Source organism: Pseudomonas sp., assembly GCF_049301935.1.
Lineage (GTDB): Bacteria > Pseudomonadota > Gammaproteobacteria > Pseudomonadales > Pseudomonadaceae > Aquipseudomonas.
Genome location: NZ_JBAQLP010000005.1, coordinates 24,424 through 48,684, shown reverse-complemented (window position 1 = coordinate 48,684; position 24,261 = coordinate 24,424). Strand labels below are relative to the sequence as shown.

21 protein-coding genes are annotated in these 24,261 nt (G+C 63.7%); 6 read left to right on the top strand and 15 right to left on the bottom strand.

Annotated elements, in window-relative coordinates; translation table 11 throughout:
- Window positions 1-8: 8 nt before the first annotated feature.
- Window positions 9-1,376, bottom strand: coding sequence for a choice-of-anchor I domain-containing protein (locus WA145_RS00670; RefSeq protein ID WP_422579719.1), 1,368 nt, complete (start codon window positions 1,374-1,376; stop codon window positions 9-11).
- A 411-nt stretch (window positions 1,377-1,787) separates the two neighbouring features.
- Complete coding sequence (locus WA145_RS00665; protein WP_422579718.1) at window positions 1,788-3,068, bottom strand: ABC1 kinase family protein; 1,281 nt, start codon at window positions 3,066-3,068, stop codon at window positions 1,788-1,790.
- Window positions 3,069-3,325: 257 nt separating this feature from the next.
- Between WA145_RS00665 and WA145_RS00660 the strand changes: the two genes are divergently transcribed.
- On the top strand, window positions 3,326-4,117 hold the full coding sequence (locus WA145_RS00660) for a helix-turn-helix domain-containing protein (RefSeq protein ID WP_422579717.1): 792 nt from the start codon (window positions 3,326-3,328) through the stop codon (window positions 4,115-4,117).
- A 131-nt stretch (window positions 4,118-4,248) separates the two neighbouring features.
- Window positions 4,249-5,109 (top strand): hypothetical protein, encoded by an 861-nt coding sequence (locus WA145_RS00655; protein ID WP_422579716.1) that lies wholly within the window; start codon window positions 4,249-4,251, stop codon window positions 5,107-5,109.
- Between the two features lie 116 nt (window positions 5,110-5,225).
- On the opposite strand, the gene WA145_RS00650 is transcribed toward WA145_RS00655, so the two are convergent.
- From WA145_RS00650 to WA145_RS00640, 3 genes are read right to left on the bottom strand one after another with little or no spacing between them, the layout of a single operon-like run.
- Complete coding sequence (locus WA145_RS00650; protein ID WP_422579715.1) at window positions 5,226-8,645, bottom strand: AAA family ATPase; 3,420 nt, start codon at window positions 8,643-8,645, stop codon at window positions 5,226-5,228.
- Entirely contained in the window at window positions 8,642-9,862 is a 1,221-nt protein-coding gene (gene sbcD, locus WA145_RS00645) for an exonuclease subunit SbcD (RefSeq protein ID WP_422579714.1), read from the bottom strand. The genes WA145_RS00650 and sbcD overlap by 4 nt, the downstream gene beginning before the upstream one ends.
- Window positions 9,863-9,864: 2 nt before the next feature.
- Entirely contained in the window at window positions 9,865-10,284 is a 420-nt protein-coding gene (locus tag WA145_RS00640; protein ID WP_422579713.1) for an Lrp/AsnC family transcriptional regulator, read from the bottom strand.
- Window positions 10,285-10,412: 128 nt separating this feature from the next.
- Here WA145_RS00640 and yjeH point away from each other — a divergent pair, with 128 nt between their 5' ends.
- Window positions 10,413-11,681 carry an L-methionine/branched-chain amino acid transporter gene (yjeH, locus tag WA145_RS00635; protein ID WP_422579712.1) on the top strand — a complete coding sequence of 423 codons (1,269 nt, stop codon included), beginning with the start codon at window positions 10,413-10,415 and terminating at the stop codon, window positions 11,679-11,681.
- A gap of 74 nt (window positions 11,682-11,755) precedes the next feature.
- Window positions 11,756-13,081 (top strand): TAXI family TRAP transporter solute-binding subunit, encoded by a 1,326-nt coding sequence (locus WA145_RS00630; RefSeq protein WP_422579711.1) that lies wholly within the window; start codon window positions 11,756-11,758, stop codon window positions 13,079-13,081.
- A 90-nt stretch (window positions 13,082-13,171) separates the two neighbouring features.
- On the opposite strand, the gene WA145_RS00625 is transcribed toward WA145_RS00630, so the two are convergent.
- Window positions 13,172-14,782 (bottom strand): M28 family metallopeptidase, encoded by a 1,611-nt coding sequence (locus WA145_RS00625; protein ID WP_422579710.1) that lies wholly within the window; start codon window positions 14,780-14,782, stop codon window positions 13,172-13,174.
- 378 nt (window positions 14,783-15,160) lie between these two features.
- Here WA145_RS00625 and yejK point away from each other — a divergent pair, with 378 nt between their 5' ends.
- Together yejK and WA145_RS00615 are read left to right on the top strand one after the other, a co-directional pair.
- A complete protein-coding gene (yejK, locus tag WA145_RS00620) occupies window positions 15,161-16,168 on the top strand; it encodes a nucleoid-associated protein YejK (RefSeq protein WP_422579709.1) in 1,008 nt (335 codons plus the stop codon).
- Window positions 16,169-16,197: 29 nt separating this feature from the next.
- Complete coding sequence (locus WA145_RS00615) at window positions 16,198-16,515, top strand: glutaredoxin family protein (RefSeq protein ID WP_422579708.1); 318 nt, start codon at window positions 16,198-16,200, stop codon at window positions 16,513-16,515.
- A 45-nt stretch (window positions 16,516-16,560) separates the two neighbouring features.
- Here WA145_RS00615 and WA145_RS00610 read toward each other — a convergent pair whose 3' ends face one another.
- The 9 genes from WA145_RS00610 to WA145_RS00570 form a co-directional block, all read right to left on the bottom strand.
- The gene (locus WA145_RS00610) at window positions 16,561-17,496 is read right to left on the bottom strand and encodes a glutathione S-transferase family protein (protein WP_422579707.1); all 936 of its coding nucleotides are present in this window, start codon (window positions 17,494-17,496) and stop codon (window positions 16,561-16,563) included.
- Between the two features lie 66 nt (window positions 17,497-17,562).
- Window positions 17,563-17,883 carry a GIY-YIG nuclease family protein gene (locus WA145_RS00605; protein ID WP_422579706.1) on the bottom strand — a complete coding sequence of 107 codons (321 nt, stop codon included), beginning with the start codon at window positions 17,881-17,883 and terminating at the stop codon, window positions 17,563-17,565.
- A gap of 175 nt (window positions 17,884-18,058) precedes the next feature.
- Complete coding sequence (locus tag WA145_RS00600; RefSeq protein WP_422579705.1) at window positions 18,059-18,529, bottom strand: nuclear transport factor 2 family protein; 471 nt, start codon at window positions 18,527-18,529, stop codon at window positions 18,059-18,061.
- Window positions 18,530-18,639: 110 nt separating this feature from the next.
- Window positions 18,640-19,623 carry a LysR family transcriptional regulator gene (locus WA145_RS00595; protein WP_422579704.1) on the bottom strand — a complete coding sequence of 328 codons (984 nt, stop codon included), beginning with the start codon at window positions 19,621-19,623 and terminating at the stop codon, window positions 18,640-18,642.
- A gap of 57 nt (window positions 19,624-19,680) precedes the next feature.
- Window positions 19,681-21,132 (bottom strand): diaminopimelate decarboxylase, encoded by a 1,452-nt coding sequence (gene lysA / locus WA145_RS00590; RefSeq protein WP_422579703.1) that lies wholly within the window; start codon window positions 21,130-21,132, stop codon window positions 19,681-19,683.
- A gap of 32 nt (window positions 21,133-21,164) precedes the next feature.
- Window positions 21,165-21,932: an ATP-binding cassette domain-containing protein gene (locus WA145_RS00585; RefSeq protein WP_422579702.1), complete on the bottom strand. Its 768-nt coding sequence runs from the start codon at window positions 21,930-21,932 to the stop codon at window positions 21,165-21,167.
- Window positions 21,929-22,672, bottom strand: a complete 744-nt coding sequence (locus tag WA145_RS00580) for an ABC transporter permease (RefSeq protein WP_422579701.1) — start codon at window positions 22,670-22,672, stop codon at window positions 21,929-21,931. The genes WA145_RS00585 and WA145_RS00580 overlap by 4 nt, the downstream gene beginning before the upstream one ends.
- Window positions 22,669-23,394, bottom strand: coding sequence for an ABC transporter permease (locus tag WA145_RS00575; protein ID WP_422579700.1), 726 nt, complete (start codon window positions 23,392-23,394; stop codon window positions 22,669-22,671). The genes WA145_RS00580 and WA145_RS00575 overlap by 4 nt, the downstream gene beginning before the upstream one ends.
- 41 nt (window positions 23,395-23,435) lie before the next feature.
- Complete coding sequence (locus WA145_RS00570) at window positions 23,436-24,227, bottom strand: ABC transporter substrate-binding protein (RefSeq protein ID WP_422579699.1); 792 nt, start codon at window positions 24,225-24,227, stop codon at window positions 23,436-23,438.
- Between the last annotated feature and the right edge of the window lie 34 nt (window positions 24,228-24,261).

The following is a 24,261-nucleotide window of genomic DNA, read 5'->3' as shown; positions in this document are numbered from 1 at the left end:
GACCCTAGTTACTTGAGCAATTCGAACAGCGCGACGTTGCCACTCTTCTCTAGGCCGGTGACCAGGAAATGCCGGCCGTTGTGCTCGATATGCGCCAAGCCTTCCGGCGCCAGCTTGCCGGAACCGGCACCTTCGCCAGCGCCGACTACCTGCAGCACCTTGGGCTGCTCAGGCGCATCCAGATCAATCAGCGCCAGCGAATCCGCACGCTCCAGGGTGGCCACCGCCAGGCGTTTGCCGAAGGCATCAAAACTCACCACGCCTTCCGGCTCGCTGCCCTTGTTGGGGCTGCGTGCATCCGGGTAGACACCGGCCTGAGCGGCCCTAGCATCCAGCTGGTTACCGGTATCACCGAGCAACTTGCCGCTTATGGCATCGAACACGCTGAGCGTGCGCCCACCACCGCTGGGCAGGCCGGCCTTGGTCTTGGCGATTTTCGGGTCGGTGTCGCCTTCATCGGCGCTGATCAGGTAACGACCATCGGCGCTGACGGCCAGGGCATCCGGCTCGCGCAGGGCGAACAGCTCGGCGGTTGGCTGATACTGGCCGTCATCGACGATATCCGCCGCATGGCGCACGCTGCCGACGCCAAACACTTTGTCCAGCTTGCCTTGCAGCACATCGATCACGGCGATGGCATTGTTTTCCTGCAGGCTGACATAGGCACGCGCGCCGTCCGGGCTGAAGGTCACGTACTCCGGCTCGATATGCTCGGGGCTGGTGCCGAACGGTACTTTCAACTCTTCGCCGTCGATCATCCGCTCCAGTAGGCGCTTGTGCTCGGCCTGGGTGGCGCCCTCGACACCTTTCAGGTCCGGCAGGGTGATCAGGCTGTGCGTGGCCGCCGCCACACCGCCACGCAGGTCGATCAGGCTGATCGAGCCGTCGCCGCTGCGAAAGCCCTCGCCGTCGCGCACATAGCCTTCACCTTCGTTGGCCACCACGATGAAATCACCCTTGGGCGAGAACGCCAGGCTGTCCGGCCAGATGCCGATTTCCACGGTATTGAGCAGCTTGCCATCGGCCGCCGCACGCAACTCAACCCGGCCATTTTTCAGGCCATCGCTGTTGCGGATGCATACGGCAAACAGGTCTTCGCTGGGATGAAAAATCGCCGAGGTGATTTCCCCCGTGCCGGCTGCCAGCAGGTTATGCCGGGCAATGCGCTTGAGGCCCTTGGCCGGGTCCAGCTGCAGCACATCCACCAAACCTTCGGCGCTGTTGGAGACAATCACGCGCAGACTCGAGGCCTGCGCACTGACAATTTCGGTGCCGGCAGCAAAGCCGCTCTGATACAACGCCAGGGGTTTAAGCTCCAGGGCCGAGGCCAAAGGAGCCAGGGCAAACAGCGCACAGAATGTAGGGATTCGCAGCACAGCAACTATCCTTATGCAAAGACACGGGGATTGGACAAATCCGCAGCAGTCTTCACGCGCAGGATGACGTTTTAATGAACCATTAATGGCGTTTTATCTGCGCCTGCGCGTTGGTATTACTGGCTTATGACCACGCGTACGCGATATTCCCGGTTGTCACTAACAGGCCGTTGAAAAACTACCTGCGTTGGCAATACTGCGTTGAAAACGGCCTCACAGCCTAAGGCTGAACGTGCTTTAGCACGGCCCCTCTGGGGTGAGCGAAGCGAATCAAATGCTCATTTACAGCACGTAAACTCGGCTTTTTCGGCCGTTTTCGCCTTGTCTGCCTGTCTCGCCTACATTTTTCAACGGCCTGTTAGCCCAGCGCACTCGCCCCCGCCCAAAACCCTCAGCTGCACTATCGCGGGCTCACCGTGCGGCCATCTGCACCTGCAACAGATCGGCCACCGGCAGCGCCACGCCCAGGCGGCTGAGGTTCCAGTAGTGCCCCTCCAGGGTGCGATTGACCAGCAAGGTGGCTGGCGCCGGTTGCAGGCTGCCCAACGCGCCCAGCACATCGGGCAATAGCCGCTGCACCTGTTCATGCAGCGGCGTGGCGGCAAAATCCCAGTGCACGCCAGGCTGCAGCAGCGGCCCGAGCAGACCGTGCAGTTGACGGTACAAGCCATAGGGCGTGGTCGATTGCGGCTGGCGCGTGCCGAGCGCCTGGAAGGCCTGTTCCAACTGCTCACCATCGCGGGCCTGCAAGGCCTTGTAGGTTTGTACATAGGCCGCCAGCAATGGCGCGGACAGCGTCTGCACGCAGCCGAAGTCATACACCACCAGCTCACCGGCTGCGGTGTAGGCGAAATTGCCCGGATGCGGATCGGCATGCAGCAGGCCCAGCTCGAAAGCCTGGGCGCTTAGCCAGCGCACCAGGGTCAGGGCCAGACGCTCACGCACCTCGGCACTGGCCTGGCTGACTTCGGCAAAGGGCAGGCCGGCTTCCTCGCTGAGCGCCAGCACACCGGGGCGACAGAGATCTTCCAGGGGCTGCGGCAGACGCAGGCCCGGCCAGCCGGCGAAATGCGCGCGAAAGTCCTGCAGGCGGCGCATTTCCGCCGGGTAATCCAGCTCCGCCTCGATCACCGCCGTTAGTTCCTGATACAGGCCCTCCAGCTGCGCGGCCGGTGCGCGAAACAAACGCCCCAGCGGCAGCAGACGGCGTAGCTGACGCAGATCCGCCTGGCAGATTTCGGCGATGCCCGGGTATTGCACCTTGAGCACCAACGCCCGACCATCCGCCGCGACGGCGCGATGCACCTGGCCCAGGGACGCGGCGGCAAAGGGTTGTTCGTCGATTTGCTGAAAGAACCGCTCGAGGTCCGCGCCATACACCTGCTGCAAATGCCCGCGCAGGGCGCTAAAGGGCAGGGCCGGCACGCGGTTCTGCAAGTTGCCCAGGGCCTCGGCTATCGGTTCGGGCAACACATCCTGCCATTGTGAAGCCAACTGCCCGAGCTTGAGCACCGGGCCTTTCATCTGCCCCAGTACGTCGCCCAGTTGCTCGGCCACCGGCTGCCAGTCGATAGCCGCGCGACCGGGCAGCAGGCTTTGCCCCATGACACTGCCGGCGATGCGCGTGGCAGTGCCGGTCAACTTGAGAAAGCGCCCCAGTGCGGAGACCGGGGGCAAGGAGGATTTGCCCATAGTGACAAGCTCGTCAGGCCAAAGCCCGATCATGCACCTGCCCAGCGGCACAAACCAGACACATCAGGGCGCGTTGCGCGCACGAAATGCCGTGGTCCGCCCCGGCCAAGCGATTGGCGCACACAGCCGCGCCACCTGGCCCAGATAGCTGAGTCTTCCGCTGGACGTTACACGCAGCTCACGCCCCCGTTTGGGTGAGTGGCAGAGTGACGCGGTGCGACTACTCTCTGCAGCTTTTCAGCGCTAGAGCCAACTCGATGCTTGCCGCTTTGCCGCAACGCCTCTACCTCTGGGAACGCCGCACCCTCTATCTCGGCCCTCTGCACTCGCCGGTTCAGCTGTCTCTTGCCGCGTCGCGGTTGTTGATCGGCCTGCAGGGCAATATCCGCTTTCGCCACTACGCTCAACAGCACGACTCTTATGCTCGCAGCCTGTTGCTGCCCGTGGGCTGGCAAGGCACGGTTGATAGCGCACGGCTGTGGGTAGCGGACTGTCACCTGGATGCCACTGGTCTCGATTATGCCGTGCTGCGCCAGCTGGCCAGCCGCCAGGAGCAGGCGGCCTATTGCGATCTGCACAATGAGCAGCAACTTATCAGCGCCTTTGACGCGGTCAGCCAGCACCTGACGCTGCCCGACACCCTCTACCCACAACTGGACGCTTGGCTGAACCCGCCCGAACTGGTCGCGCGCACGGCTTTTCGCTGCGATCCGCGCATACTTGCCACCCTGCAACGAATAAAGACCAGCACCCAGGAGAACCTCAGCGTCGACAGCCTGGCGCAGCAGGTCGGGTTGTCCACGTCCCGCCTGGTCACGTTGTTCAAGGATCAAGTCGGCGTACCGATTCGCCGTTACCGGCTGTGGTATCGGCTGTTCCTCTCCACCCAGCGCATCGCCCGCGGTGCCAGCGTCACCGACGCCGCGCTGGAGGCGGGTTTCGCCGATGCCGCGCACTTCGCGCGCACCTATCGCAACATTCTCGGCTTCCAGCCCTCGGCACTCGTGCGGCCACGCGCCGGGCTGCAGGTGTTTGTCGAAGGCGCTTAATTCACGACAGTCAATTCATTCAAGCCCAGAGCCTATCCAGCGGTTAGCGTAAGGCCAGGTCACACCGGCGCCTTGATCAGCCTGTGCGCTAAGGGGCCTGCCCGACAACAATAAAAACGCCTGGAGACACCATGCCTGCCATACCATTCAAAGGGTCTACATTCGCCTTGTGTGCTGCCCTGCTGCTGGGCAGCAGCGCGGCCAGCGCCGCGCTGTCACCCGCCGCCCCGGGTGCCGACACGGTGTGTTCCTACACCAGCGGCCTCAGCTCCACCAGCTACTCATCGGCAAAGGTCACCTACCCTTGCGGCCTGAGCGCAGCCAGTTATCCAGCCACCACCCTGACCGGCGGCTACTCCAACACCAAGGAGGATATGACCTGGCTGGCCAACCACCTGACTAGCCACGGCTATATCGTTATTGCCATTACCCCCAACAACATCTTTGGCACCCCGCCAGGCTGGGCGACCGCACACAAAGGGGGCATCAGCAAACTGAAGGCGGAAACCACGCGCAGCAGCTCACCGATCTACCGGAAGGTGGCAACCAGCAAACTGGGCATTACGGGCTTTTCCATGGGCGGTGGCGGCGCACTGCTGGCAGCGGCCGATCTCAAGACTCAGATTGCAGTCGCGCTGCCCCTCGCCCCCTACCTCGGCTTTAGCTCGCCCAATTATTCGAGCATCAGCGCCAAGACCTTGATCCAGGCCGGGGCCAACGACACCGTTTCCTATCCGTCCACCGTTGCCAGCTACTACCAGTCGCTGCCGACCAGCCTCACCCGCGCGCTGACCACCTTCAGGGGCGCGTCCCACCTGGACTGGATCAACAGCGGCAGCGCCACTCAGCATGCCCGGTTCAAAACCCTGGTGACTTCCTGGATGAAGGTTTATCTGAATGGCGACAGCGCCTACCAGACCCACCTGGATGGTGCCGAGCATGATCGCCACCTGGCGGAAGACTGGTTTACCCGTTTCGAGTATGTGAAATAAGGCCAGTCGCGTTAGCCAGCGATGGCGGCCATTTAAGGCCGCGATGAAATGCCAGCAGGGACGCTGCGCATGGCCTTATGGCCTTGAGCGAAACATTGTTCAGCGCCTTCCCCTCCTCAAAGGGCAAAGCGCTTGTCCAGCCCGCTGTAGCCCAGCCCCACCCCCTTGTGCACTTTCAGCTGCACCGGGATGCGCTCCTTGAGCGCCTCCACATGGCTGATCACACCGATCATCTTGCCGCTGGCGTTCAGGTTATCCAGGGCATCGAGGGCCACCTCCAGGGTTTCGCCGTCGAGGGTGCCGAAGCCTTCGTCGAGAAACAGCGAGTCGATGCTGGTCTTGTGGCTGACCAGATCGGACAACGCCAAGGCCAGTGCCAGGCTGACCAGAAAGCTCTCGCCGCCGGACAGGGTGCGGGTGTCGCGCGCCGCATCGGCCTGCCAGGTGTCGAGCACCTCCAGCTCCAGTTCGCCACTGCTGCGCCGCGCCAGCTGGTAGCGACCGTGCAGGCGTTCGAGCTGCTGATTGGCCAGGTAGACCAGATGATCCAGGGTCAGGCCCTGGGCGAACTTGCGGTATTTGGCGCCATCGGCCGAGCCGATCAGGCTGTTGAGTTGCTGCCACACATCGTATTCGCCCTGCTTGGCTTGGATCCCGGCAAACAGGCTTTGCTGGCCTTGCCTGCGCGCATCGTCGCCCTGCAGCTGGGCGCGGATTTCGCCCTGGCGCTCGCTCAGGGCTCTTAGTTGGGCGTTAAGGGCAAGCAGCTGTTCGTCCAGTTGCGCGAGATCGCGCACGGTGGCCGGGCTGGCCTGCAAGACGGCCAGCTGCTGCGCGGCGGCACTGGCCAGGGCCTGGGCATCGCTCAGGGCCTTAGTCAGGCGCGCCTGCAGTTCAGCGAGCCGCTGGTGCTGCTGCTTATCCAGCAAGGCGGCCAGATAACTTGCCTCATCGCTAAAGGGGCTGGCGCTTAGCGCCGCTGCCCACTCCAGCTCGGCCTGCTGCAGCCGCGCCTGATCATCCTGCAGGCGGCTGGCCAGGGCCTGGCGGCTACCGGCCAGCTGCTGCTGGCGGCGCTGCGCGTCTTCAAGTTGAACCTGCGCCTGCTGCAAGTCTGCCTGCGCATCGGCGGGCTTGGCCAAGGTCGGTTGATCGGCCAAGCCCAGCGCATTCCAGCGCTGCTGCCAAAGTTGAGCCTGCTGCACAGCAGCTTGCAGGCCATGCTCCAGCTCGCCGAGCTGGCGCTGTAAATCCAGGCTCTGCTGCTGATTGTGCTGCCAGTGCTGCCACTCGCCCTGACGCTCGCTGAGCCAGGCGCTGGCATCGTCCGGCAGCTGATAACCGAAGCTGGCCAGGGCCTGGCTGAGGCTTTCATTGCGCTCGTCGGCAGCCGCTTGCATCTGCTGCAGGCGCACCTGGCCTTGCTCGCTCTGCTCCTGGCGTTGCTGCAGTTGCAGGCGACCCAGCGCCTGTTGCTGTTGCAACTCGCTGCACTGCTGCTGCACGGCCAGCCGCGCCTGCTGGTGCTGCTCAAGCTGGCTACCCAGCTGTTGCAACTGCTCAAGTTGCTGCTGCAGTTGCTGCAGCTCACTGCTTTGTTGCGCCTGGCGCTCCGCCAGGGCAACGGCATCGGCCAGCGGGCTTTGCAGCTGCGCACTAAGCGCCTGCCAGCGTTCACCCTGCTCGGCCTGGGTCTGCCGGCCCCGTTCAAGCTGCTGCTGTTGTTGCTCCAGGCGCGCGGCGAGTTTTTCCAGCTCGCCGGCCAGTTGCCGACCTTGTTCGGTCAGGGCCTCCAGCTCGGCACGCTTGCTGCTGAGCAGCGCCCGGGTGGCCGAGACGTCCAGGGCCTGGTAGGCGCTGATCGCCGGGTGCGACTCGGAGCCGCACAGCGGGCAGGCCTCGCCGGGTTGCAGCTGGGCGCGATGGGCTTCGAGGGCCTGGATGCGCTGCTCCTGCTCCAGCAGTTTTTCCTGGGCCTGCACCTGCTGCTGCAGGTCCTTGTAGCTCAGGCGCAACTGCGCCACCTCGCCGCCCTTGGCCTGGTGCTGCTCGCGCAATAGCGTCAGGGCGTTGGCCAGCTGGGTTTGCTCGGCCGCCAGGCGTTGCCCAGCCGTGGCCAACTCGCCCAGCTGGGTCAGCACAGCGCCCTGGATATGCAGCTGCTGCCAGCGCTCACGCAAGGCTGCCTCACTGCGCCCGGCGAGCAGCGCCTGCTGTTGCTGCTGCGCAGTGTCTTCCTGCTCACGGGCCTGCTGCAGGCGATTCTGCGCGGCATCCAGCTGCTCGGTTTGCTGGCCGAGCTGCGTTTGCAATGCGGCGATGCTTGCTTGCAGCTGCTGCTGAGCGTGTTGCAGCTGGGCGATTTCCCCGGCCAGTTGCTGACGCGCTTTTAGCTGCTCGCCCCAACTGCCGAGCTGCTCACCCAGACGCCCATGCTGCGGCTGCGCGGCCAGTTGTTGCTGCACCTGCTGCAGGCGTTCGGCCAGCTGCTGACGCTGATCCTCGCAGGCGGCGAGCAGCGCGGCGCTAAGCTCGCGGGCCTGCCAGGTCTGCTCGGCAATCGCCTGCTCGACCTGGCGCTGTTCGCCGGCATTGAGCTGCAGGCCCTGCTCGGTCTGCGTCAGGCTCTGGCGGGCCTGCTGCCAGGCATGGTGCAACGGCTGCAAACGCAGCGCCGGCTCGCTGGCGGCCAATTGCGCCAGCTGCGGCTGGGCTTGCTGTAAATCGTCCTGCGCCGCCTGCTCGGCCTGCTGGCTGGCGTGCAATTGCGCCTGGCTCTTGCTCAGCTCCTCACTCCAGCGGCGCTGGCGCTGCAACTCGGCCTGCTGTGCGCCGAACGCGGCCTCATCAACAGCCAGCTGCTCGGCCTGGGCCTGCAACTCGGCGCGCTGCTCTTCGCTAAGCAGCTCGACCCCTTCGGCCTTGGCACGCAGCTGATCGAGGGCGGTTTTTACCTCGCGGCACTGCTCGAACACCCGCTGGGAAATCTGCCCGTAGATATCGGTGCCGGTCAGCTCTTCCAGCAGCTCGGCGCGCTGGTTGGCGTTGGCTTCGAGAAAGGCAGCAAAACCGCCCTGGGCCAGCAGCATGGACTTGGTAAAGCGCTCGAAATCCAGGCCCGTCAGGCGCTCGGTCTCGCGCAGCTTCTCGTTGATCTTGTCGCTGAGGATCTGACCGCTGGCAGCAGCCAGCTCGACCTTAGGCGCCTGCAATGCGCCATCGGCCTTGTCGCGGGCGCGGCGCTGGCTCCAGAAGGCGCGGTAGGCCACACCCTTGACCTCGAATTCGACCTCGGCCAGGCAGTCGGCGGTGTGCCGGCTCATCAGTTCATTGGCGCTGGCCGACACCGTATTCATGCGCGGGGTGCGGTGATACAGGGCCAGACAGATGGCGTCGAGCAGCGTGGTCTTGCCCGCCCCGGTCGGCCCGGTGATGGCGAACAGGCCGTTGTCCCTAAAGGGTTCGGCGCGAAAATCGATCTTCCATTCGCCCTTCAGCGAGTTGAGGTTTTTCAGGCGCAGGCTAAGGATCTTCATGCCTCGCCCTCACGCAGCTCACTCACCACCTGCTGATACAGCCCCAGCAAGCGCGCCTGCTCGGCCTCATCCAAGACTTCACTGCTTAGCCGTTGCGCGAATACATCCTCCACGCTCAGCTCATCCAGGGTTTCCCTGGCCTGGCCCTGCAGGCTGGCACTGGCTGTGCCGCGCTCGCGGCGGATACGCAGCACCTCCACCGGCAGCCCCTCGCACAGCGCGGCGATACGCTGTTGCAAGTCGCTCAGGTAATCATCGGTGCCGACCAGCACCTCCAGCCACACCGGCTGCTCGGCGCTGCCCTGTGTGGCCGCCTGCTGAATGGCGGCTTCCAGCTCCTTTAGCGAACCGCGCAAGGACAGCAGCGGCTGAAAGCGCGGTACCAACAGCGCAGTGATCTGGCGCAAGCCGCTGCCATCCAGTTCCACCAGCAGCACCTCCTTCTGCTGCCTGGCCTCATCGAAGCTCAGCGGGATCGGCGAGCCGCAGTAGCGGATATGTTCCAGGCCACCGACCTTCTGCGGGCGGTGGATATGCCCCAGGGCGATATAGGCGGCCGGCGGAAAGGCGCTGGTGGGAAAGGCTTCCAGGCTGCCGACATAGATCTCACGCACCGAATCGCTGGTGCTGGCGCCAACTGTGGTGAGATGCCCGGTGGCGATAATCGGCAAGTTACCGCCCAGTTCGACACGCTTGGCCTCGGCCAGGGCGTAGAGGTTCTGGTAATGCTGTTGAATCGCCTGTTGCAGCGACTGCTGTTTGTCCTGGGCGCTCTGCCCGGCCTGGCTCAGCAATACATCGCGCGGGCGGATAAAGGGGACGGCGCAGAGAACCGCCCCGGGAGAGCCATCGCGCCGATGCAGCACCAGCAGCTGCTCTTCAAGGTGTTCACTGACACCCGGAATCACCCGCGTGCCGAGTTGCGCCAGCAGGGTCTTGCTCTCGCCGAGCATGGCAGGCGAATCATGGTTGCCGCCCAGCACCACCAGCTCGCAGCCGCTGGCGCGCAGTTCGACGATAAAGCGGTTGTACTGCTCACGGGCATAGCTGGGCGGCGCGCCGGTGTCGAAGATATCGCCGGCAATCAGCACGGCATCCACCGCTTGCTCGCGCACCTGCTCGATCAGCCAGGCGCAGAAGGCCTGGTGCTCGGCCTGGCGGGTCTTGCCCATAAAGTGCTGGCCCAGATGCCAGTCGGAGCTATGCAGGATGCGCATGCTTAGAACACCCAATCCTTGACCACCATATGGGTCTTCACTTTCTGCATGCCGGGGAAGTTTTCGATCTCGCCACGAATCTCGCTCAGCCGCTGCATGCTCGACGCCTCGATCACCACCAGCATATCGGTCTCGCCGCTGATGCCGCTGCAGCGGCGCACTTCGGGGTACACCCGCATCAGCTCGACATAGTGCTCGCAGCGCCCGCCCTGGTAGAACAGCTCCAGATAGGCCTTGATCGCGGCCTCGCCGGGCAGCCTCACCTGGGCCTGGTAGCCGCCGATCACGCCGCTGTGTTCCAGCTGACGAATCCGCTCGCTGACCGCCGAGCGCGACAGGTTGACCTCGCGGGCGATCTGGCTGACGGGCAAACGCGCATCGGCGCGTAACAGGGCGAGTATCTGCTGATCGAACTTATCCACGCGGGGCTCTCAAAAAAGGCAACTCGACGGTCAATTGCGCCAACTCGCCGGTCAAAGCCGACGCTTCGCCAGCAGCCTGTAACAGGCGGGCGATTTAACATGGCGAACGAAACCGCAGAGCATACAACATGAGCCGTCTGAATCAGGAATTGGGCCTGCTGCAAGGGATTGGCCTGCTGAGTACCTCGCTGCTGGGCACCGGGATTTTCGTGATCCCGGCGCTGGCCGCCACCGCTGCCGGCGAGGCCTCGCTGTGGGCCTGGCTGCTGCTGATCGCCCTGGTGCTGCCGGTGGCCTTTACCTTCGCCCAGCTGGGTCGCCACTTCCCCCATGCCGGCGGCGCGCCGCACCTGATTGGCCGCGCCTTCGGCCCGCGCATGGAGCGCCTCAGTGCCCTGCTGTTTCTTGCCGTGCTGCCGGTGGGTTTACCGGCGGCGCTAAATATTGCCAGCGGGTTCTGGCAAACGCTCTTCGACTTGAGCCGTAGCCAAGCCCTGGCGATCCAGCTGGCGACCATCGCCGCCATGCTGCTACTCGGCCAACGTCCGGCCAAGGCCAGCGGAATGATTCAGGGCGCGATTGCCGTGGCGATTATCGCCACCATCTCCTTGATCTGGTGGGTCGGCGATCTGCCTGTCAGCAGTCAGCCGCTGCTGCCGCCGATCAGCGGCTCCTGGCACTTGCTGCCGGCGGCGCTGGGGGTGATGTTCTGGTGTTTTGTCGGCATCGAGGCCTTTACCCATATGGGCGAGGAGTTCAAGAACCCCGAGCGCGACTTCCCCTTGGCGCTGCTGCTGGGCGTGCTGCTGGCCGGCCTGGTGTACTGGGCCTGCTCGGTGGCGGTGCTGAGCCTGCATAGCTACGGCGATGTGCAGACCGATGCCGCATCGCTGCCGCGCATGCTCGACCTGCTGCTGGGCGAGAAGGCACGCTGGATCGCCGCCACCGTGGGCTATCTGGCCTGCTTTGCCTCGATGAACGTCTATATGCAGGGCTTCGCCCGGCTGATCTGGAGCCTGGCCGACGAAGGCAAACTGCCGGCCAGCCTGGCCCAGCGCAACCAGCACGGCGTACCGGCCCGCGCACTGCTGCTGGTGATCCTCAGCTGCGCCCTGTGCGCCAGCCTGGCCAACGTGCTCGACCTGACGGTGGACGACCTGATCCGCTACGCCAACGGCAACTTCGTGGTGATCTACCTGCTCAGCATGGCCGCCGGTGTGGTGCTGCTGCGTGGCATCTGGCGCGCCCTGGCCGCATTCAGCGCACTGCTGTGCGGCCTGGTGCTGCTGATGCTCGGCATGGACGCCTGGTATGCCCTGGGCTTGCTGCTGGTGCTCGGCCTGCTGGACCGCTGGCGCGAGCAACGTAATGGCCGGCTGGCCAGCCTAAGCAGCTGATAATCGCGCGCAGGACACTTAGCTTGAAGGAGCATTGCGGCTATCCTCAGCCCAGGCAATAACAAGGACCGACCATGCGCCGCATCCTCCGCGATCTGAAAATCCTGATCCTCACCAACCTGTGGATAGTGCCGGTGCTGGCCGGGTTGGTCGGCGCGCTGTTCTACTTCGCCGCGCCGCCGCCACCGATGCATGCGCGTATGGCTACCGGTGCTGCGGGCGGCGGTTACCACGCCTTCGCCGAACGCCTGCAAGCCGAACTGGCGCTGCAGGGCTTCGACCTAGAACTGGTGGAGAGCGCCGGTTCCGCGGACAACCTGGCCAAGCTCGGCCAGGGCGAGGTGGAGCTGGCCCTGGTACAGAGCGGCCAGGAGCTGAGCCTGAGCGAGGAGGCGCGCGGCAAGCTCAATGGCCTGGGCGTGATGTACCGCGAGCCGCTATGGCTGTTCACCGGCCGCAAGGTCAAGTTCCAGCGCCTGGCCGACCTGCGCAAGCTGCGCCTGGCCATAGGTTCGGCCGACAGCGGCACCCAGGCGGTAACCGCCGCGCTGTTTGCGGCCAACCGCATCGAACCGGCCGACTACCCCAAGCGCTGGCAGCAACTGGGCGGCAGCAAGGCTGCCGATGCACTGATTGATGGCAAGCTGGACGCCGCCTTCTTCGTCGGCCCGGCGGAAAATCCGTTGATCCAGCGCCTCGCGGCCGAACCCAAGGTGCGCCTGGTCAGCCTGCGCCGCAGCGAGGCCTATCTGGCGCGCCTGCCCTATCTCAGCCGCCTGGAAGTCGGCGAGGGCATGCTCGATATGCAGCACAACAGCCCGGAGCGCGACATCGTTACCCTCGGCCCGGTCGCCACCCTGGTGGCGGGTGAAGAGTTCCATCCCTCACTCACTCCGCTGATCCTCGAAGCGGCGAAAACCGTGCTGAAAAACGGCAGCCTGCTCGACCCCGCCGGCAGTTACCCGGCCCGGCCGCCGCTGTCACTGAACATCCTGGCTGAGGCCGATTACTACTACGCCAAGGGCTTGCCGATCCTGCAGCGCTACCTGCCATTTCGCATCGCCTCGCTGGCCGACCGCTATATCATCCTGGCCATCCCGCTGCTGGTGCTGTTGTTCCCGCTGTTCAAGGCCGTGGGGCCGATCTACCAGTGGCGTATCCGCGCGCGCATCTACCGCTGGTACAAGCACCTGCGCGAGATCGACCAGCTGCTCTACAAGGGCAAGCTGCCGAGCGACCTGGACGCCGAAATCGCCCGCCTGGAGCGCCTGGAAGACGAGCTGGCGCGGGTCGAGGTGCCGCTGTCCTACTCCAGCGAGCTGTACCAGCTGCATATGCACCTGCGCTATATGATCGAGCGGCTGCATGCGCTGCAGCAGCGCCAGTTGACGGCCAGCTAAGCCCGCAGCACAAGCCGCCACCTAGATTTATTGCAGACAAAGAAAACCCCGCCAAAGCTAAGCCCTGGCGGGGCTTGGCATTTCAACCGCTCACTTGATCCAGTGTTTGCCCCAGTGGGTGATGTCGTAGCTCTGGGCACTACGCGCCACACTCTTCTCGGCCTTGGCCGCCTCGATCTGGTCATCGACCACCTTGGTGGAGAACGACAACCAGCTGGTCACAAAGGCCATCGCATCGCCGTTGATCTCCAGAGCACGCTGGGCGATGTTGTTCAGGTCATCGCAACTGGCGTGGTAGCAAGGGTCAAGCGCGATCCCCGCAGTACCGCCATAAAGGTTGGCCTGCTCTGGCGTCTTCAGCACCTCGGCCCCGGTGAACAAACCACCGAAGGCGATGCCATCGAGGAAGAACTGCGCGTAATCCGAACGGAAGGTGATCTCATCGCCTTCAGAAGGCAAACCGCGCAACTTGTAGTACTCCTCAAACAGCTTCTCGATGGCTGCCGAACCGGGTGGACCTTGCAGACCGAACGCAGAACCGTCGCCGTCATAGATGAAGTAGGCGAAGTTTGGCGAAGCGATCATGTCGAAGTTCAAGTACGCCTTGAGCTTGCCCTTCTGCTCGGCCGGCAGCTGGTTGACATAGTAAGTCGAGCCGACCAACCCCGACTCCTCAGCGCCCCACCAGGCAAAACGCAGCTTGTTCTTCGGTCGCACCTTCTGCAGCTGCAACGCCAGTTCCAGCAACGCGGCGCTGCCTGAGGCGTTGTCGTTGATGCCGGCACCCTCATACACCGAGTCGAGGTGAGCCCCAGCCATCACCACATTGTTGGCATCGCCGTAACGGCTCTCGGCGATCAGGTTGAAGGTCTGCGTGCGCTCGCGCACCACGTCAGCCAGCATGCGCACCTGGGTTTCTGCGCTCTGCGCCAAGCCCACCCCCACATCGTAGGTGGCGAAGAACACCGGAATACCACCGGCATAGCTGTCACCCAGGGTGGCATTCAGTAAGCCCTTACGGTCTTCGCTGTTGCCCTGGTTGAAGATGATCACCCCTGAAGCACCGGCAGCAGCGGCGTTCTCCGCTTTCAACTGGAAGTTACAGCTGCCGCGCTGCAACAAGGCGATGGAACCGGAGGGGAAGTCGAGAAAGTCCTCCGCCTCACAACCACTGCTCGACAGGTTACCCACGCCCAGGGCGATATCCACAGCCGCCACTTGCGCACTGACCTCACCCTCTTCGGTTTGCGACAGGTAGGTAAAGTCCACATCCCACTCATACAGCGCTGGCGTCGGTGCCAAGGCCTGCAGCTCGCCGGGCCCTTGTGGGTAATAGGCGGTGAAGGGGAATGGCTGCACCTCTACGCGATAGCCGGCACTTTCCAGGGTGGATTTCACGTAGTCGATTGAACGCTGGTAACCCGGCAAGCCCGCAGCACGATTACCGCCATTGGCCTGGGCAATATCCTTGAACATCTGCAGGTGAGTGGCGGTGTTGCTCGCCTGCATACAGCGCGGCAACCCCAAGGTAGTGCTGTTGAGCAGGCCAAAACGACATTCCAGAGGACCCAAGCGGGTCGGGCTCCAAAACGCATTAAACAGTTGGCTACTACTTTTGTTCGCATCTGCGAGCACCTCGCCCGAGATCGCCGCCAGTAGGCCTCCCACAATTAAGCCGCTTTTCACAATCTTGTTATGCATGCTGCCTCCAATCCATATATGGAGCGTTTAGGTGCGGCAGCGCTTGTGACACCGCCGCGATAGGTCCCTTTACTGCGTCGTGTGGACGCTACATAACCTAGACGTGGATATTCATCTGCGCGAACCGATATCTATAATTTTCTTGAAAATAAGAACTTATCGACGAACATGAGCGCAATTGGCCAGCATTTAGCCATTAGATATTGAGCTCCAGAGGCAGATTTCGGGCGACTTAACCACCCGGCATGGCACGCGGGCAGATGGAGAGAGACCTGTACTCAGGTAAACTCTGCGCACATTTTGTAGACCGGTTCCGTGTTGGCCTCGCCAACAGCCCGGAGCCATCACCCCCCTGCGACTGAGCTGAAGACCTCGCCCATGCCGATCCGCCACTGCATCGTCCACCTGATCGACAAAAAGCCCGATGGCACCCCCGCCGTGCTGCATGCCCGGGACACCGAACTGGGCGCGTCCCAGGCCATCGAGAATATGCTCGCCGACCTCAATGAGAGCTACAACGCCAAGCAAGGCAAGGCCTGGGGGTTTTTCCATGAGGAGTCCGGGGCCTATCCGTTCAGCGGCTGGCTGAAGAACTACCTGGAAGACGGCCAGGACTTCGCCGCCTTTAGCCGCCAGGCGGTGGAGCAGCTGCAAAAGCTGATGGAAGAATCCAACCTGTCCACCGGCGGCCATGTGCTGTTCGCCCACTATCAGCAGGGCATGACCGATTATCTGGTGATCGCCCTGCTGCACCACAGCGAAGGCGTGGCGGTGAACGAGGCGCTGGACGTGACCCCGGCCAAGCACCTGGATCTGGGCCAGCTGCACCTGGCGGCGCGGATCAATATCTCCGAGTGGCAGAACAACAAGCAGTCCAAGCAGTACATCTCCTTTATCAAGGGCAAGAACGGCAAGAAGGTCTCGGAATACTTCCGCGACTTTATCGGCTGCCAGGAAGGCGTCGACGGCCCGGGCGAAACCCGCACCCTGCTCAAGGCCTTCAGCGATTTCGTCGAAAGCGAAGACCTGCCCGAAGAACAGGCCCGCGAGAAGACCAAGACCCTGGTCAGCTATGCCGCAAACCAGGCCAAGCAAGGCGAGCCCATCACCCTCGACGAGCTATCCGGACTGATCGACGAAGAACGGCCCAAGGCCTTCTTTGAGCATATCCGCAACAAGGATTACGGCATGGCCCCGGAATTTCCGGCGGACAAGCGCACCCTTAGCCAGTTCCAGCGCTTTACCGGGCGCGCCGAAGGCCTGTCGATCAGCTTCGAGGCGCACCTGCTGGGCTCAAAGATCGAGTACGACGAGAGCAGCGACACCCTGGTGATTCGCAACCTGCCGACGCAGCTGACCGATCAGCTCAAGCGGCGCAAAAACTGAGTCCATCACCCCAACGGCAAGGAGTGCCCATGAAGAAAGTTGTTCTGCTGTTGAGCGCGCTGGCGCTCTATCAATACTGGGATGACCTGCAGGGTTGGTTGCAGCCGCCGCTGGCCGATCGGCCGGGCGAAGTGGTGCTGTATGCCACGCAATGGTGCGGCTACTGCGCCAAGACCCGCGAGCTATTGGCAGAGGATCAGGTGGCGTACCGCGAGATTGATATCGAAAAGGATGCCGCCGGAGAGGCGACCTTCAAGGCCCTGGGTGGCCGTGGCGTGCCCCTGCTGGATATCAAGGGCACGCTTATTCACGGCTACGACCCGCAGGCGATGCGGGCCGCGTACTGAAACCTCGGCGCGCGCGTTCAACAGAGCGCGCCGAGTGCTTCGGCCTTACAGTGGCTTGATGGCGAAGCCCATACGTGGGAAGTGCACATGCACGGTGCCGGCGCGTGGGTCGTCGCGGCGCAGGATCAGCTCTTCGCTGCCGCTGAAGACCAATTCACCCTCGACCGCATCCACCCCGTAATCGATGGCGGAAATCGCCACCTGCTGGCCAACGGCAAAACCATTGGGATCAGCCAGTGCGGCATCCGGTAGCGCGGCCGGGGTGGCGTCGCGGGCGATACCGACAGCCTCTTCGCCGCTCATTTCACTGCACGAGCCGTGACCGAAGTCCAGCACCCGCGCCAGCCAGGTGGTCACCGCCGGGTAGGCGTCGACCAACGGCGCAGTCACCGGCGTGCCGCGCAGGAACCACAGCGGGTGAGCCATGGCGATGTCGGCCAGCGACGGCGCGCCAAACAGGAAGTCGCCCTGCTCGCGCTCAAGCTGTTGCTGCAGACGCGTCATCAGCGTGGGCCACTGGTGCTTGGCCACATCCAGCGGAATACGCGTTGCCAGGCCGCCATTGAACAGGGTCGAACGGTCGGCGATAAAGGTCTTGAGAAACTCCGGCGGTAGCTTGCCGAAGCGCGCGGCAATGGATTCCGGCTGGAACACCAGGCTGACCGCATGCAGGAATACCTGGGAATCGGCCCACTGGGCGAAGCAGGCGACGTTGAATTCCTGGCCTTCGGGGAACAGCGCCGGGGTGTGCTTTTCCGCTTCCAGACGGCGAGCGATCAGCGCAGTGTCGCAATAGATATCCGCGCCCACCTGCAACACCGGAGTCTTGCGGTAGCCACCGGTCAGTGCGGTCAGATCCGGCTTGGGCATGATTGGCGGAATCATCACCGAGCGCCAGGACAGCTGCTTGAAACCGAGCATCAACCGCGCCTTTTCGGCGAAGGGCGAGGTCGGATAATGGTGCAGGATCAACTCGTGCATAACAGGCTCCGCAGCAGTTCAGGTAGACCCGCAGCTTAACCGCGCAAGCCCTGGCGGCCTACCCGCTTAGCCTGATAACGCGTTATCAGTGACGGCGATAACAGGCATGGCGGCGACCAGGGCTTCCTTGGCCGGTTTGCTCAGGGCCTTGATCGCCCGCTCGCGGCGCAGCGCATCGCCTTTGCCGGCGCAGGGTTCGATATACACCAGGGCCTGCGCCGGGCTGGAGTGGAAGAAGCGCGCGCCCTTGCCGCTCTGGTGCTTGGCGAAGCGCTTGTGCGGGTCGTCGCTGATGCCGCAGTACAACGCGCCATTGGCCGCCCGCACCAGGTAAACAAACCAGGGCTTGGCGGCAGCGGGACTTTCCACAGGGAGCACTTCAGGCATTATGAAGATCGGCAGGCAAACACGGTCGCCGAGCTTAACAGACCGTTGAAAACGTAGCGAGGCAGGCAAGACAAGGCAAAAACAGGCGAGGAAGCGGAGTGTACTTTTGTACATGAGCAATCCGAGCCTGTTTTTAACGCAGTATTGCCAACGTAGGTAGTTTCTCAACGGACTGTTAACGATTCTTCTGAAAGGCTGCCAAACCTTTGGCTGCCTGCTGGCGAATGGCGTTCTGCACAAAGGGCGCCCAGCCCAGCAACCGACCTTTGAGGCCCAGCGCCTGAGCGGCCCAGCGCCACAGATCGAAATGATCCTGGTGCTCGCTGATCTTGCCATCGCGAAAGCGGAAGTTGGCCTCGATAGAGTTGACCACCGTATTGCCGGTCTGGCTAAAGGTATAGGTCGCCACCCAGCGCGCCGTTCCAGACTGATCATCCGCTGTCACGCCGTCAAAGGTCAGGGAAAAGCCCTGCGCCTTGGCGCAGAGCATGCGCCACATATCGCCAGCCGCCGCACCACGCAGGTCGGTAAACACCGGGTCGCTGAACTGCACGTCCGCGCTATAGCAGCTGGCCATGGTCTCGGCATCCAGCTGCTGGAAGGCCTGGTAGAAACGGCTGATCAGCGCGGCGTTGGGGTGAGTCATGGGGCGAACTCCGTTAGGGAACGTGCGAACAGTATTGTCGCTGAACCGCTGCCGCGCGATTGGCGTAAACGACATACTTGAGGTGGCCCCAGATAATCGCCGTGCGCACCCTACGGCTTAAAATACCGCGCCCTAACCACCGCCACGGTGGCCGCGCGCAGCAGGCCGATAAACAGCTGTTCCACATCCGTCAGCAGCTGGTTTTCCGGGGTGACCAAGTACACCTCGTTAACCGGCAGCTCGTCGTAGGGCGGCAGCTGGAACAACAGCTTCTGCGCCACAAAGGGTTTGGCGCCTTCCACGGTCAGGGCGCCGAAGCCGAGGCCGGCGAGGATCAGCCGGCGCACTTCTTCCTCGTTGGGCGACACCGCCACCAGGCGCCCCCAGAACTGCTGTTCGGTGCGCACCGAGTTGACCGCGCTGAGGCCCTCGCCGGGCTGATCGCTCTCGAAGGAGACATAGGCCAGGCCGCGCAGGTCCGCCGCGCTCAGGTCCGCGCGACCAAACAGCGGATGGCGCGGACCACAATAGAAGGCCATCTGCTCGTAGCCGAGCAGGTCGAAGTGCAGGCCGGTCTGGGCGGTTTTCTTGTTGCTGATGCCGATATGCAGGCTGCCCCGAGCCACCGCGTCAACGATATCGGCGCTGGGCTGGGAGCTGAGGCTGATCAGCACATTGGGATAGAGGCGATGAAACTGCGCCAGGCTGTCGTCGAAGGGTTGGCAGCTGACATGGCTGGCCACCTGGATATGCAACTCGCCGAGCACCGCACCGGCCTCGCCGGCGTACTGCTCGGCCATCTTGCCGATAATGCTGCCGGCCGAGGAAATGTACTCGTAGACCCGCAAGCCCTGTTCGGTGAGGGAGAACATGCCCTTCTTGCGCTGGATCAGGCGCATGCCCAGGTGTTCTTCCAGACGCTTGAGGGCATTGCTCACGCTGGGCTGGCTGAGCGACAGCTTGCGCGCCGCGCCGGTGATGCTGCTTTCCTCGACTATCACCAGAAAGGTGTACAGCAGGTTCCAGTCCAGGTTGCGCAGCAAGCGCTCGCGGGGCGACAGCATGATCGGTGGTTCTCCCAGGCAGGCCGTCATCTCGGCCACTCCGGGGGCAACAGTGCACCGCTCAGGCTATCGCGCGCAAGCCCGGTTTCAGTCAAGGTCATGGGCCAGCAGATCGGCGTACTCGCCACGACGACGGATCAGCCGGCTGCCCTGCTGCAGGTCCACCAACACCGCGGCAGCGGACTGGCGGCCGCAGTACTGGCTCATCATCTCCAGGGCGTAGGCGCCTACGTCGAGCAGGGCGATCACATCGCCCTGGGCGGTGGCCGCCGGCAGCTCGCGCAGGTTGGGCTGCTGCACCAGCACCTGTTCCAGTACCGCACGATGCTCGGCCAGCGCCGGCTCTTCGGCGATCAGGTCCGCCACCGCGCCCTCACCCTCGATGTCGTAGTAGGTGTCGCTGCTGTCGCACAGCGGCCCGGCCATGCGGCAATGCTGGGTGTCCCGGTCATCGGCGCGGGAGGCATTGAGCATATGGAAGTACCAGCCGTTATACAGGTCGAACAGCACGCTATAGCCGGCGTCCAGGTAGAACACCGGGCGACCCTGGCGCTGTTTGTGCGCCTCGATGCGGGTCAGCAGGATCGCGGTATCGCTGACCATGCTGCGCCCCGGCTCGACGATCAGCTCGATCTGCTCACCCAATGCCTGGGCCACCGGTCTGATCAGGTGTTCGGCAAGCAGGGCGAAGTCGATCTCGGTGCGGTAGTTGGCGCGGTAGTGCGGCGCCACCGTATCGAAGTTGGCCTCGGCGCTGCTGTAGTTCTTCGGAAAGCCGCCGCCCAGGTTCACATGCTCCAGCGGGTAAGGCAGGCGCTCACTGACCTGACGCACATAGTCGATCAGGAAGTTGGCCTCGGTCTGATACACCGCAATGTCGGTGATCTGGGTGCCGATATGGGCATGCACGCCCACCAGCTTGAGCTGCTGCGGCTGGGCAAGAATCAGTTCGATGGCCTCGCTTTGCTCGGCGGCGGTCATACCGAACTTGGAGCTGGAAGTGCCGGTCTGCCAACCGGCAGCGGCGCCGCCCTGGATCTCCGGGATGATGCGCAGGCTGACCCGCGCCTGCTGGCCCAGCTCACTGGCCACGCTGAGAATGCGCGCCAGCTCCGACAGCGAATCGACGTTGATCGCCTTGATCCCGGCGCCTATCACCTCGCGCAGCTCGCCGACCTGCTTGGCCACACCGTTGAACACCATCTGCGCCGGGGCGAAGCCGGCGAGCTGCGCCTTGTAGAACTCGCCGCCGGAGTTGACCTCCAGGTCCAGGCCGCAGTCCTTGAACAGCTTGAGCACCGCCAGGTTGGCGCAGGCCTTGCTGGCGAAGCAGACCCGGGTGTTGCCGTGCACGCGGCGGAAGTTGCCCAGGATATCCCGGGCGTTATCGCGCAGTTTACTTTCCGAGTAGACGAACAGCGGCGAGCCATAGCGCTCGACCAGATCAAGGGCGCTTACCCCATCGATCAGCAGCTGGTTATGGGCGCTTTCCAGGTGCTGCGCTCGATTCCAGGGGTGCAGGGAGACGACTTGACTCATGGCATCACTCACTCAAACAAAACAGTTGAACATCAGTATTGGCTGGCCAGCAGGCGGCGCAGGTTGTCCGATTGCGGGGCATTGAACAGCTGTTCGGGGCTGCCCTGCTCCTCGATGCGGCCCTGGTGCAGGTACACCAGCTTGGAGGACACCTCGCGGGCGAAGCGCATCTCGTGGGTAACCATGATCATGGTGCGGCCCTCCTCGGCCAGCTCGCGGATCACCTTGAGCACCTCGCCCACCAGCTCCGGGTCCAGGGCCGAGGTGGGCTCATCGAACAGCATCACCTCCGGGTCCATGGCCAGGGCGCGGGCGATGGCCACCCGCTGCTTCTGCCCGCCGGACAGGCAGTCGGGGTACATCTGGCACTTCTCCAGCATGCCGACCCGGGCCAGCAGCTTCTTCGCCTGGGCTTCCACATCGGTGCGGTTGCGCTTGTGCACCAGGCAAGGGCCAAGCATCACGTTTTCCAGCACGGTCATATGCGACCACAGGTTGAACGACTGGAAGACCATGGCCAGACGCGCGCGCACCCGCTCGATCTGCCGCTGGAAGCGCCGCGAACGCCCGCCACGGCGGTTGGTGCCCAGCTCCAGCTCCTCGCCGTGCACCCGCAGGCGGCCGCTGTCGGGGAACTCCAGCAGGTTTATGCAGCGCAGCAAGGTGCTCTTGCCCGAGCCGCTGGAGCCGATGATGCTGATCACGTCGTGCTTCTCGGCGGTCAGCGAAACGCCCTTGAGCACCTCGATACCGGCGAAGGTCTTGTGCAGGTCTTCCACCTGCAAGGCAGCGTTGGTCATAAAGAAACTCCGGCGGATACCCGCTTGGCAGCGGCTGAAGACAGGGTGGACGGCGCCTGGCGCAGGCGCTGATGCCGGGTCAGGCACAGCTCCAGGCGCCGCCAGAGCCAGACGAAGGCGCTGGTCAGCAGCAGGTAGAGCACGGCCGCCCAGAGGTACACGGACAGGTCGAAGGTCTGCGAGAAGATGCGCCGGGTCTGGCCCATCACATCGAACAGGGTGATTACGCTGACCACCGCACTGCCCTTGAGCAGCAGGATGATCTCGTTGCCCAGGGCCGGAAAGGCGATGCGGTAGGCATTGGGCAGGATGATGGCGCGGTACTGGTTAAAGCGCGACAGGCCCATGGCCACGCCCGCCTCGATCTGCCCGTAGGGCAACGCACGCAGGCCGCCACGCAGGATCTCCACCTGATAGGCCGTGGAGTTGAGGACGAAGGTCAGCAACGCGCAGTAGTAGGGGTCACGGAAGAACCACCACAGCCCCAGCTGGCTTAGCTCGGCGCGAAACTGACCGGAGCCGTAATACACCAGAAACAGCTGGGCCAGCAGCGGCGTGCCGCGCAAGAACGAGACGAACAGGCGAATCGGCCAGCGCAGCAGGGTGCAGTCGCTGCAGCGGCCGATGGCCAAGGGCAGCGCCAGGGCGCAGGCCAGCAGTGCGGCGATGGCGGTGAGTTGCAACGTCAGGCCAGCACCGGAGAGCAGTTGGGCGGAAAACCGCGTGAGGATATCCATCATGCCGCCTGCCCTCCCGTGCGGTAACCGCGGCCGGCTCGGCGCTCCATGCGGCCCAGCAGGCATTCGCAGAGCAGACACACCAGCCAGTAGGCCAGGCACACCACGAGAAAGAACAGAAAGGGCTTCTTGGTGGTGCCCACGGCGATATTGGCCATGCGCATCAGGTCGCTCAAGGCGATCACCGAGACCAGCGCAGTGTCCTTGAGCAGGTTGATCCACAGGTTGCCCAGCCCCGGCAACGCCAGGCGCAGCAGTTGCGGCAGCTCGATCACCCGGAAGATGCTCAGCCGGCGCAGGCCCATGGCCTGTCCCGCCTCGCGCTGGCCGCCATCCAGGGCCTGCCAGGCACCGCGCCAGACTTCGCTGGAATAGGCGGCGAAGACCAGGCCCAGGGCCAGCACCCCGGCAATAAAGGGGCTCAGCTCCAGATAGCCAGCCTCGGGGTCATACCAGCGCAACAGGGCGTTCAGGCCCATGCCCACACCGTGGTAGATGATAAACAGGGTGAGCAGCTCGGGCAGGCCGCGCAGGGTGGTGCTGAAAGCCAGGGCCAGGGCGCGCGCCGGGCGTGCGCCAAACAGCGCCAGCGCCGCCACCAGCAGGCCCAGCAGCAGCCCAACCGGCAGGCTGGCCAGCGCCAGGGCCAGGGTGACCCCAAAGCCCTGCAGCAACTCGTCGCCCCAGCCGGCGTCACCGAAGCTCAGGTAGATGAGCCAGTCCATAACAAATCCTCTTCTCGTTCAGCGGGTGGGCCGTGCTTGGCTCACTGCTCCAGGGTCAGCAGATTGACCGAGAAGAACTTGTCGTTGATGGCCTGGTAGGTGCCATCGGCGATGATCGCCGCCAGCGCCTGGTTCAGCTGCTGACGCAGTTGTTCATCCTCCTTGCGCACGGCCATGCCGACGCCCTCGCCGACATACTTGGGGTCGCTGATCGGCGCGCCGACCAGGCGGCAGCAGCTGCCATCTTTAGACTTCTGGGTCCAGTCGAGCATCGGGATCATGTCGCCGACCTGGGCATCCAGGCGTCCGGAGGCCATGTCCAGGTTCACCGCATCCTGAGTCGGATACAGGCGCACATCGGACTCGGGGAACCTGGCCATCAGATAATCGGCCTGGGTGGTTGCGCCCTGGGCACCGATGGCCTTGCCGGCCAGGGCGGTCGGACTGAAGTCCTTGAGCTCGGAATCCTTGGCCACCACGAAGGTCATCGCCGACTTCTGGTAGGGGTCGCTAAAGGCCACCTTCTGTTTGCGCTCCGCGGTGATAAACATGGAGGCGATCACCACATCGTATTTCCCTCCCAGCAGCCCGGGGATGATGCCGTCCCACTCCTGAGCCACCAGGCTGCACTTGGCCTGCATGCGCTCGCACAGGGCCTGGCCGATCTCGATATCGAAACCAGCCAGTTGGCCGTCGGCGGTGTAGTAGTTGAACGGTGGGTAGGCGCCTTCAGTGGCGATGCGCAGGGTCTTGCCTTCGGCGGCCTGGGCGGCGCCGAACGGCAGAAGGCCGAGGCCGGCGCAAAGCAACAGGGAACGGAGAGTCTTATTCATCTTATTTTCCTCTGGAGTCGGGTTTCGCGGTGCA

What these genes read in the sequence shown, in the direction of transcription:
- WA145_RS00665 (WP_422579718.1), bottom strand. Translation starts at nt 3,068, where the DNA reads ATGGGCAAATCCTCCTTGCCCCCGGTCTCCGCACTGGGGCGCTTTCTC.
- WA145_RS00660 (WP_422579717.1), top strand. Translation starts at nt 3,326, where the DNA reads ATGCTTGCCGCTTTGCCGCAACGCCTCTACCTCTGGGAACGCCGCACC.
- WA145_RS00655 (WP_422579716.1), top strand. Translation starts at nt 4,249, where the DNA reads ATGCCTGCCATACCATTCAAAGGGTCTACATTCGCCTTGTGTGCTGCC.
- WA145_RS00650 (WP_422579715.1), bottom strand. Translation starts at nt 8,645, where the DNA reads ATGAAGATCCTTAGCCTGCGCCTGAAAAACCTCAACTCGCTGAAGGGC.
- sbcD (WP_422579714.1), bottom strand. Translation starts at nt 9,862, where the DNA reads ATGCGCATCCTGCATAGCTCCGACTGGCATCTGGGCCAGCACTTTATG.
- yjeH (WP_422579712.1), top strand. Translation starts at nt 10,413, where the DNA reads ATGAGCCGTCTGAATCAGGAATTGGGCCTGCTGCAAGGGATTGGCCTG.
- WA145_RS00630 (WP_422579711.1), top strand. Translation starts at nt 11,756, where the DNA reads ATGCGCCGCATCCTCCGCGATCTGAAAATCCTGATCCTCACCAACCTG.
- WA145_RS00625 (WP_422579710.1), bottom strand. Translation starts at nt 14,782, where the DNA reads ATGCATAACAAGATTGTGAAAAGCGGCTTAATTGTGGGAGGCCTACTG.
- yejK (WP_422579709.1), top strand. Translation starts at nt 15,161, where the DNA reads ATGCCGATCCGCCACTGCATCGTCCACCTGATCGACAAAAAGCCCGAT.
- WA145_RS00615 (WP_422579708.1), top strand. Translation starts at nt 16,198, where the DNA reads ATGAAGAAAGTTGTTCTGCTGTTGAGCGCGCTGGCGCTCTATCAATAC.
- WA145_RS00610 (WP_422579707.1), bottom strand. Translation starts at nt 17,496, where the DNA reads ATGCACGAGTTGATCCTGCACCATTATCCGACCTCGCCCTTCGCCGAA.
- WA145_RS00605 (WP_422579706.1), bottom strand. Translation starts at nt 17,883, where the DNA reads ATGCCTGAAGTGCTCCCTGTGGAAAGTCCCGCTGCCGCCAAGCCCTGG.
- WA145_RS00600 (WP_422579705.1), bottom strand. Translation starts at nt 18,529, where the DNA reads ATGACTCACCCCAACGCCGCGCTGATCAGCCGTTTCTACCAGGCCTTC.
- WA145_RS00595 (WP_422579704.1), bottom strand. Translation starts at nt 19,623, where the DNA reads ATGACGGCCTGCCTGGGAGAACCACCGATCATGCTGTCGCCCCGCGAG.
- lysA (WP_422579703.1), bottom strand. Translation starts at nt 21,132, where the DNA reads ATGAGTCAAGTCGTCTCCCTGCACCCCTGGAATCGAGCGCAGCACCTG.
- WA145_RS00585 (WP_422579702.1), bottom strand. Translation starts at nt 21,932, where the DNA reads ATGACCAACGCTGCCTTGCAGGTGGAAGACCTGCACAAGACCTTCGCC.
- WA145_RS00580 (WP_422579701.1), bottom strand. Translation starts at nt 22,672, where the DNA reads ATGATGGATATCCTCACGCGGTTTTCCGCCCAACTGCTCTCCGGTGCT.
- WA145_RS00575 (WP_422579700.1), bottom strand. Translation starts at nt 23,394, where the DNA reads ATGGACTGGCTCATCTACCTGAGCTTCGGTGACGCCGGCTGGGGCGAC.
- WA145_RS00570 (WP_422579699.1), bottom strand. Translation starts at nt 24,227, where the DNA reads ATGAATAAGACTCTCCGTTCCCTGTTGCTTTGCGCCGGCCTCGGCCTT.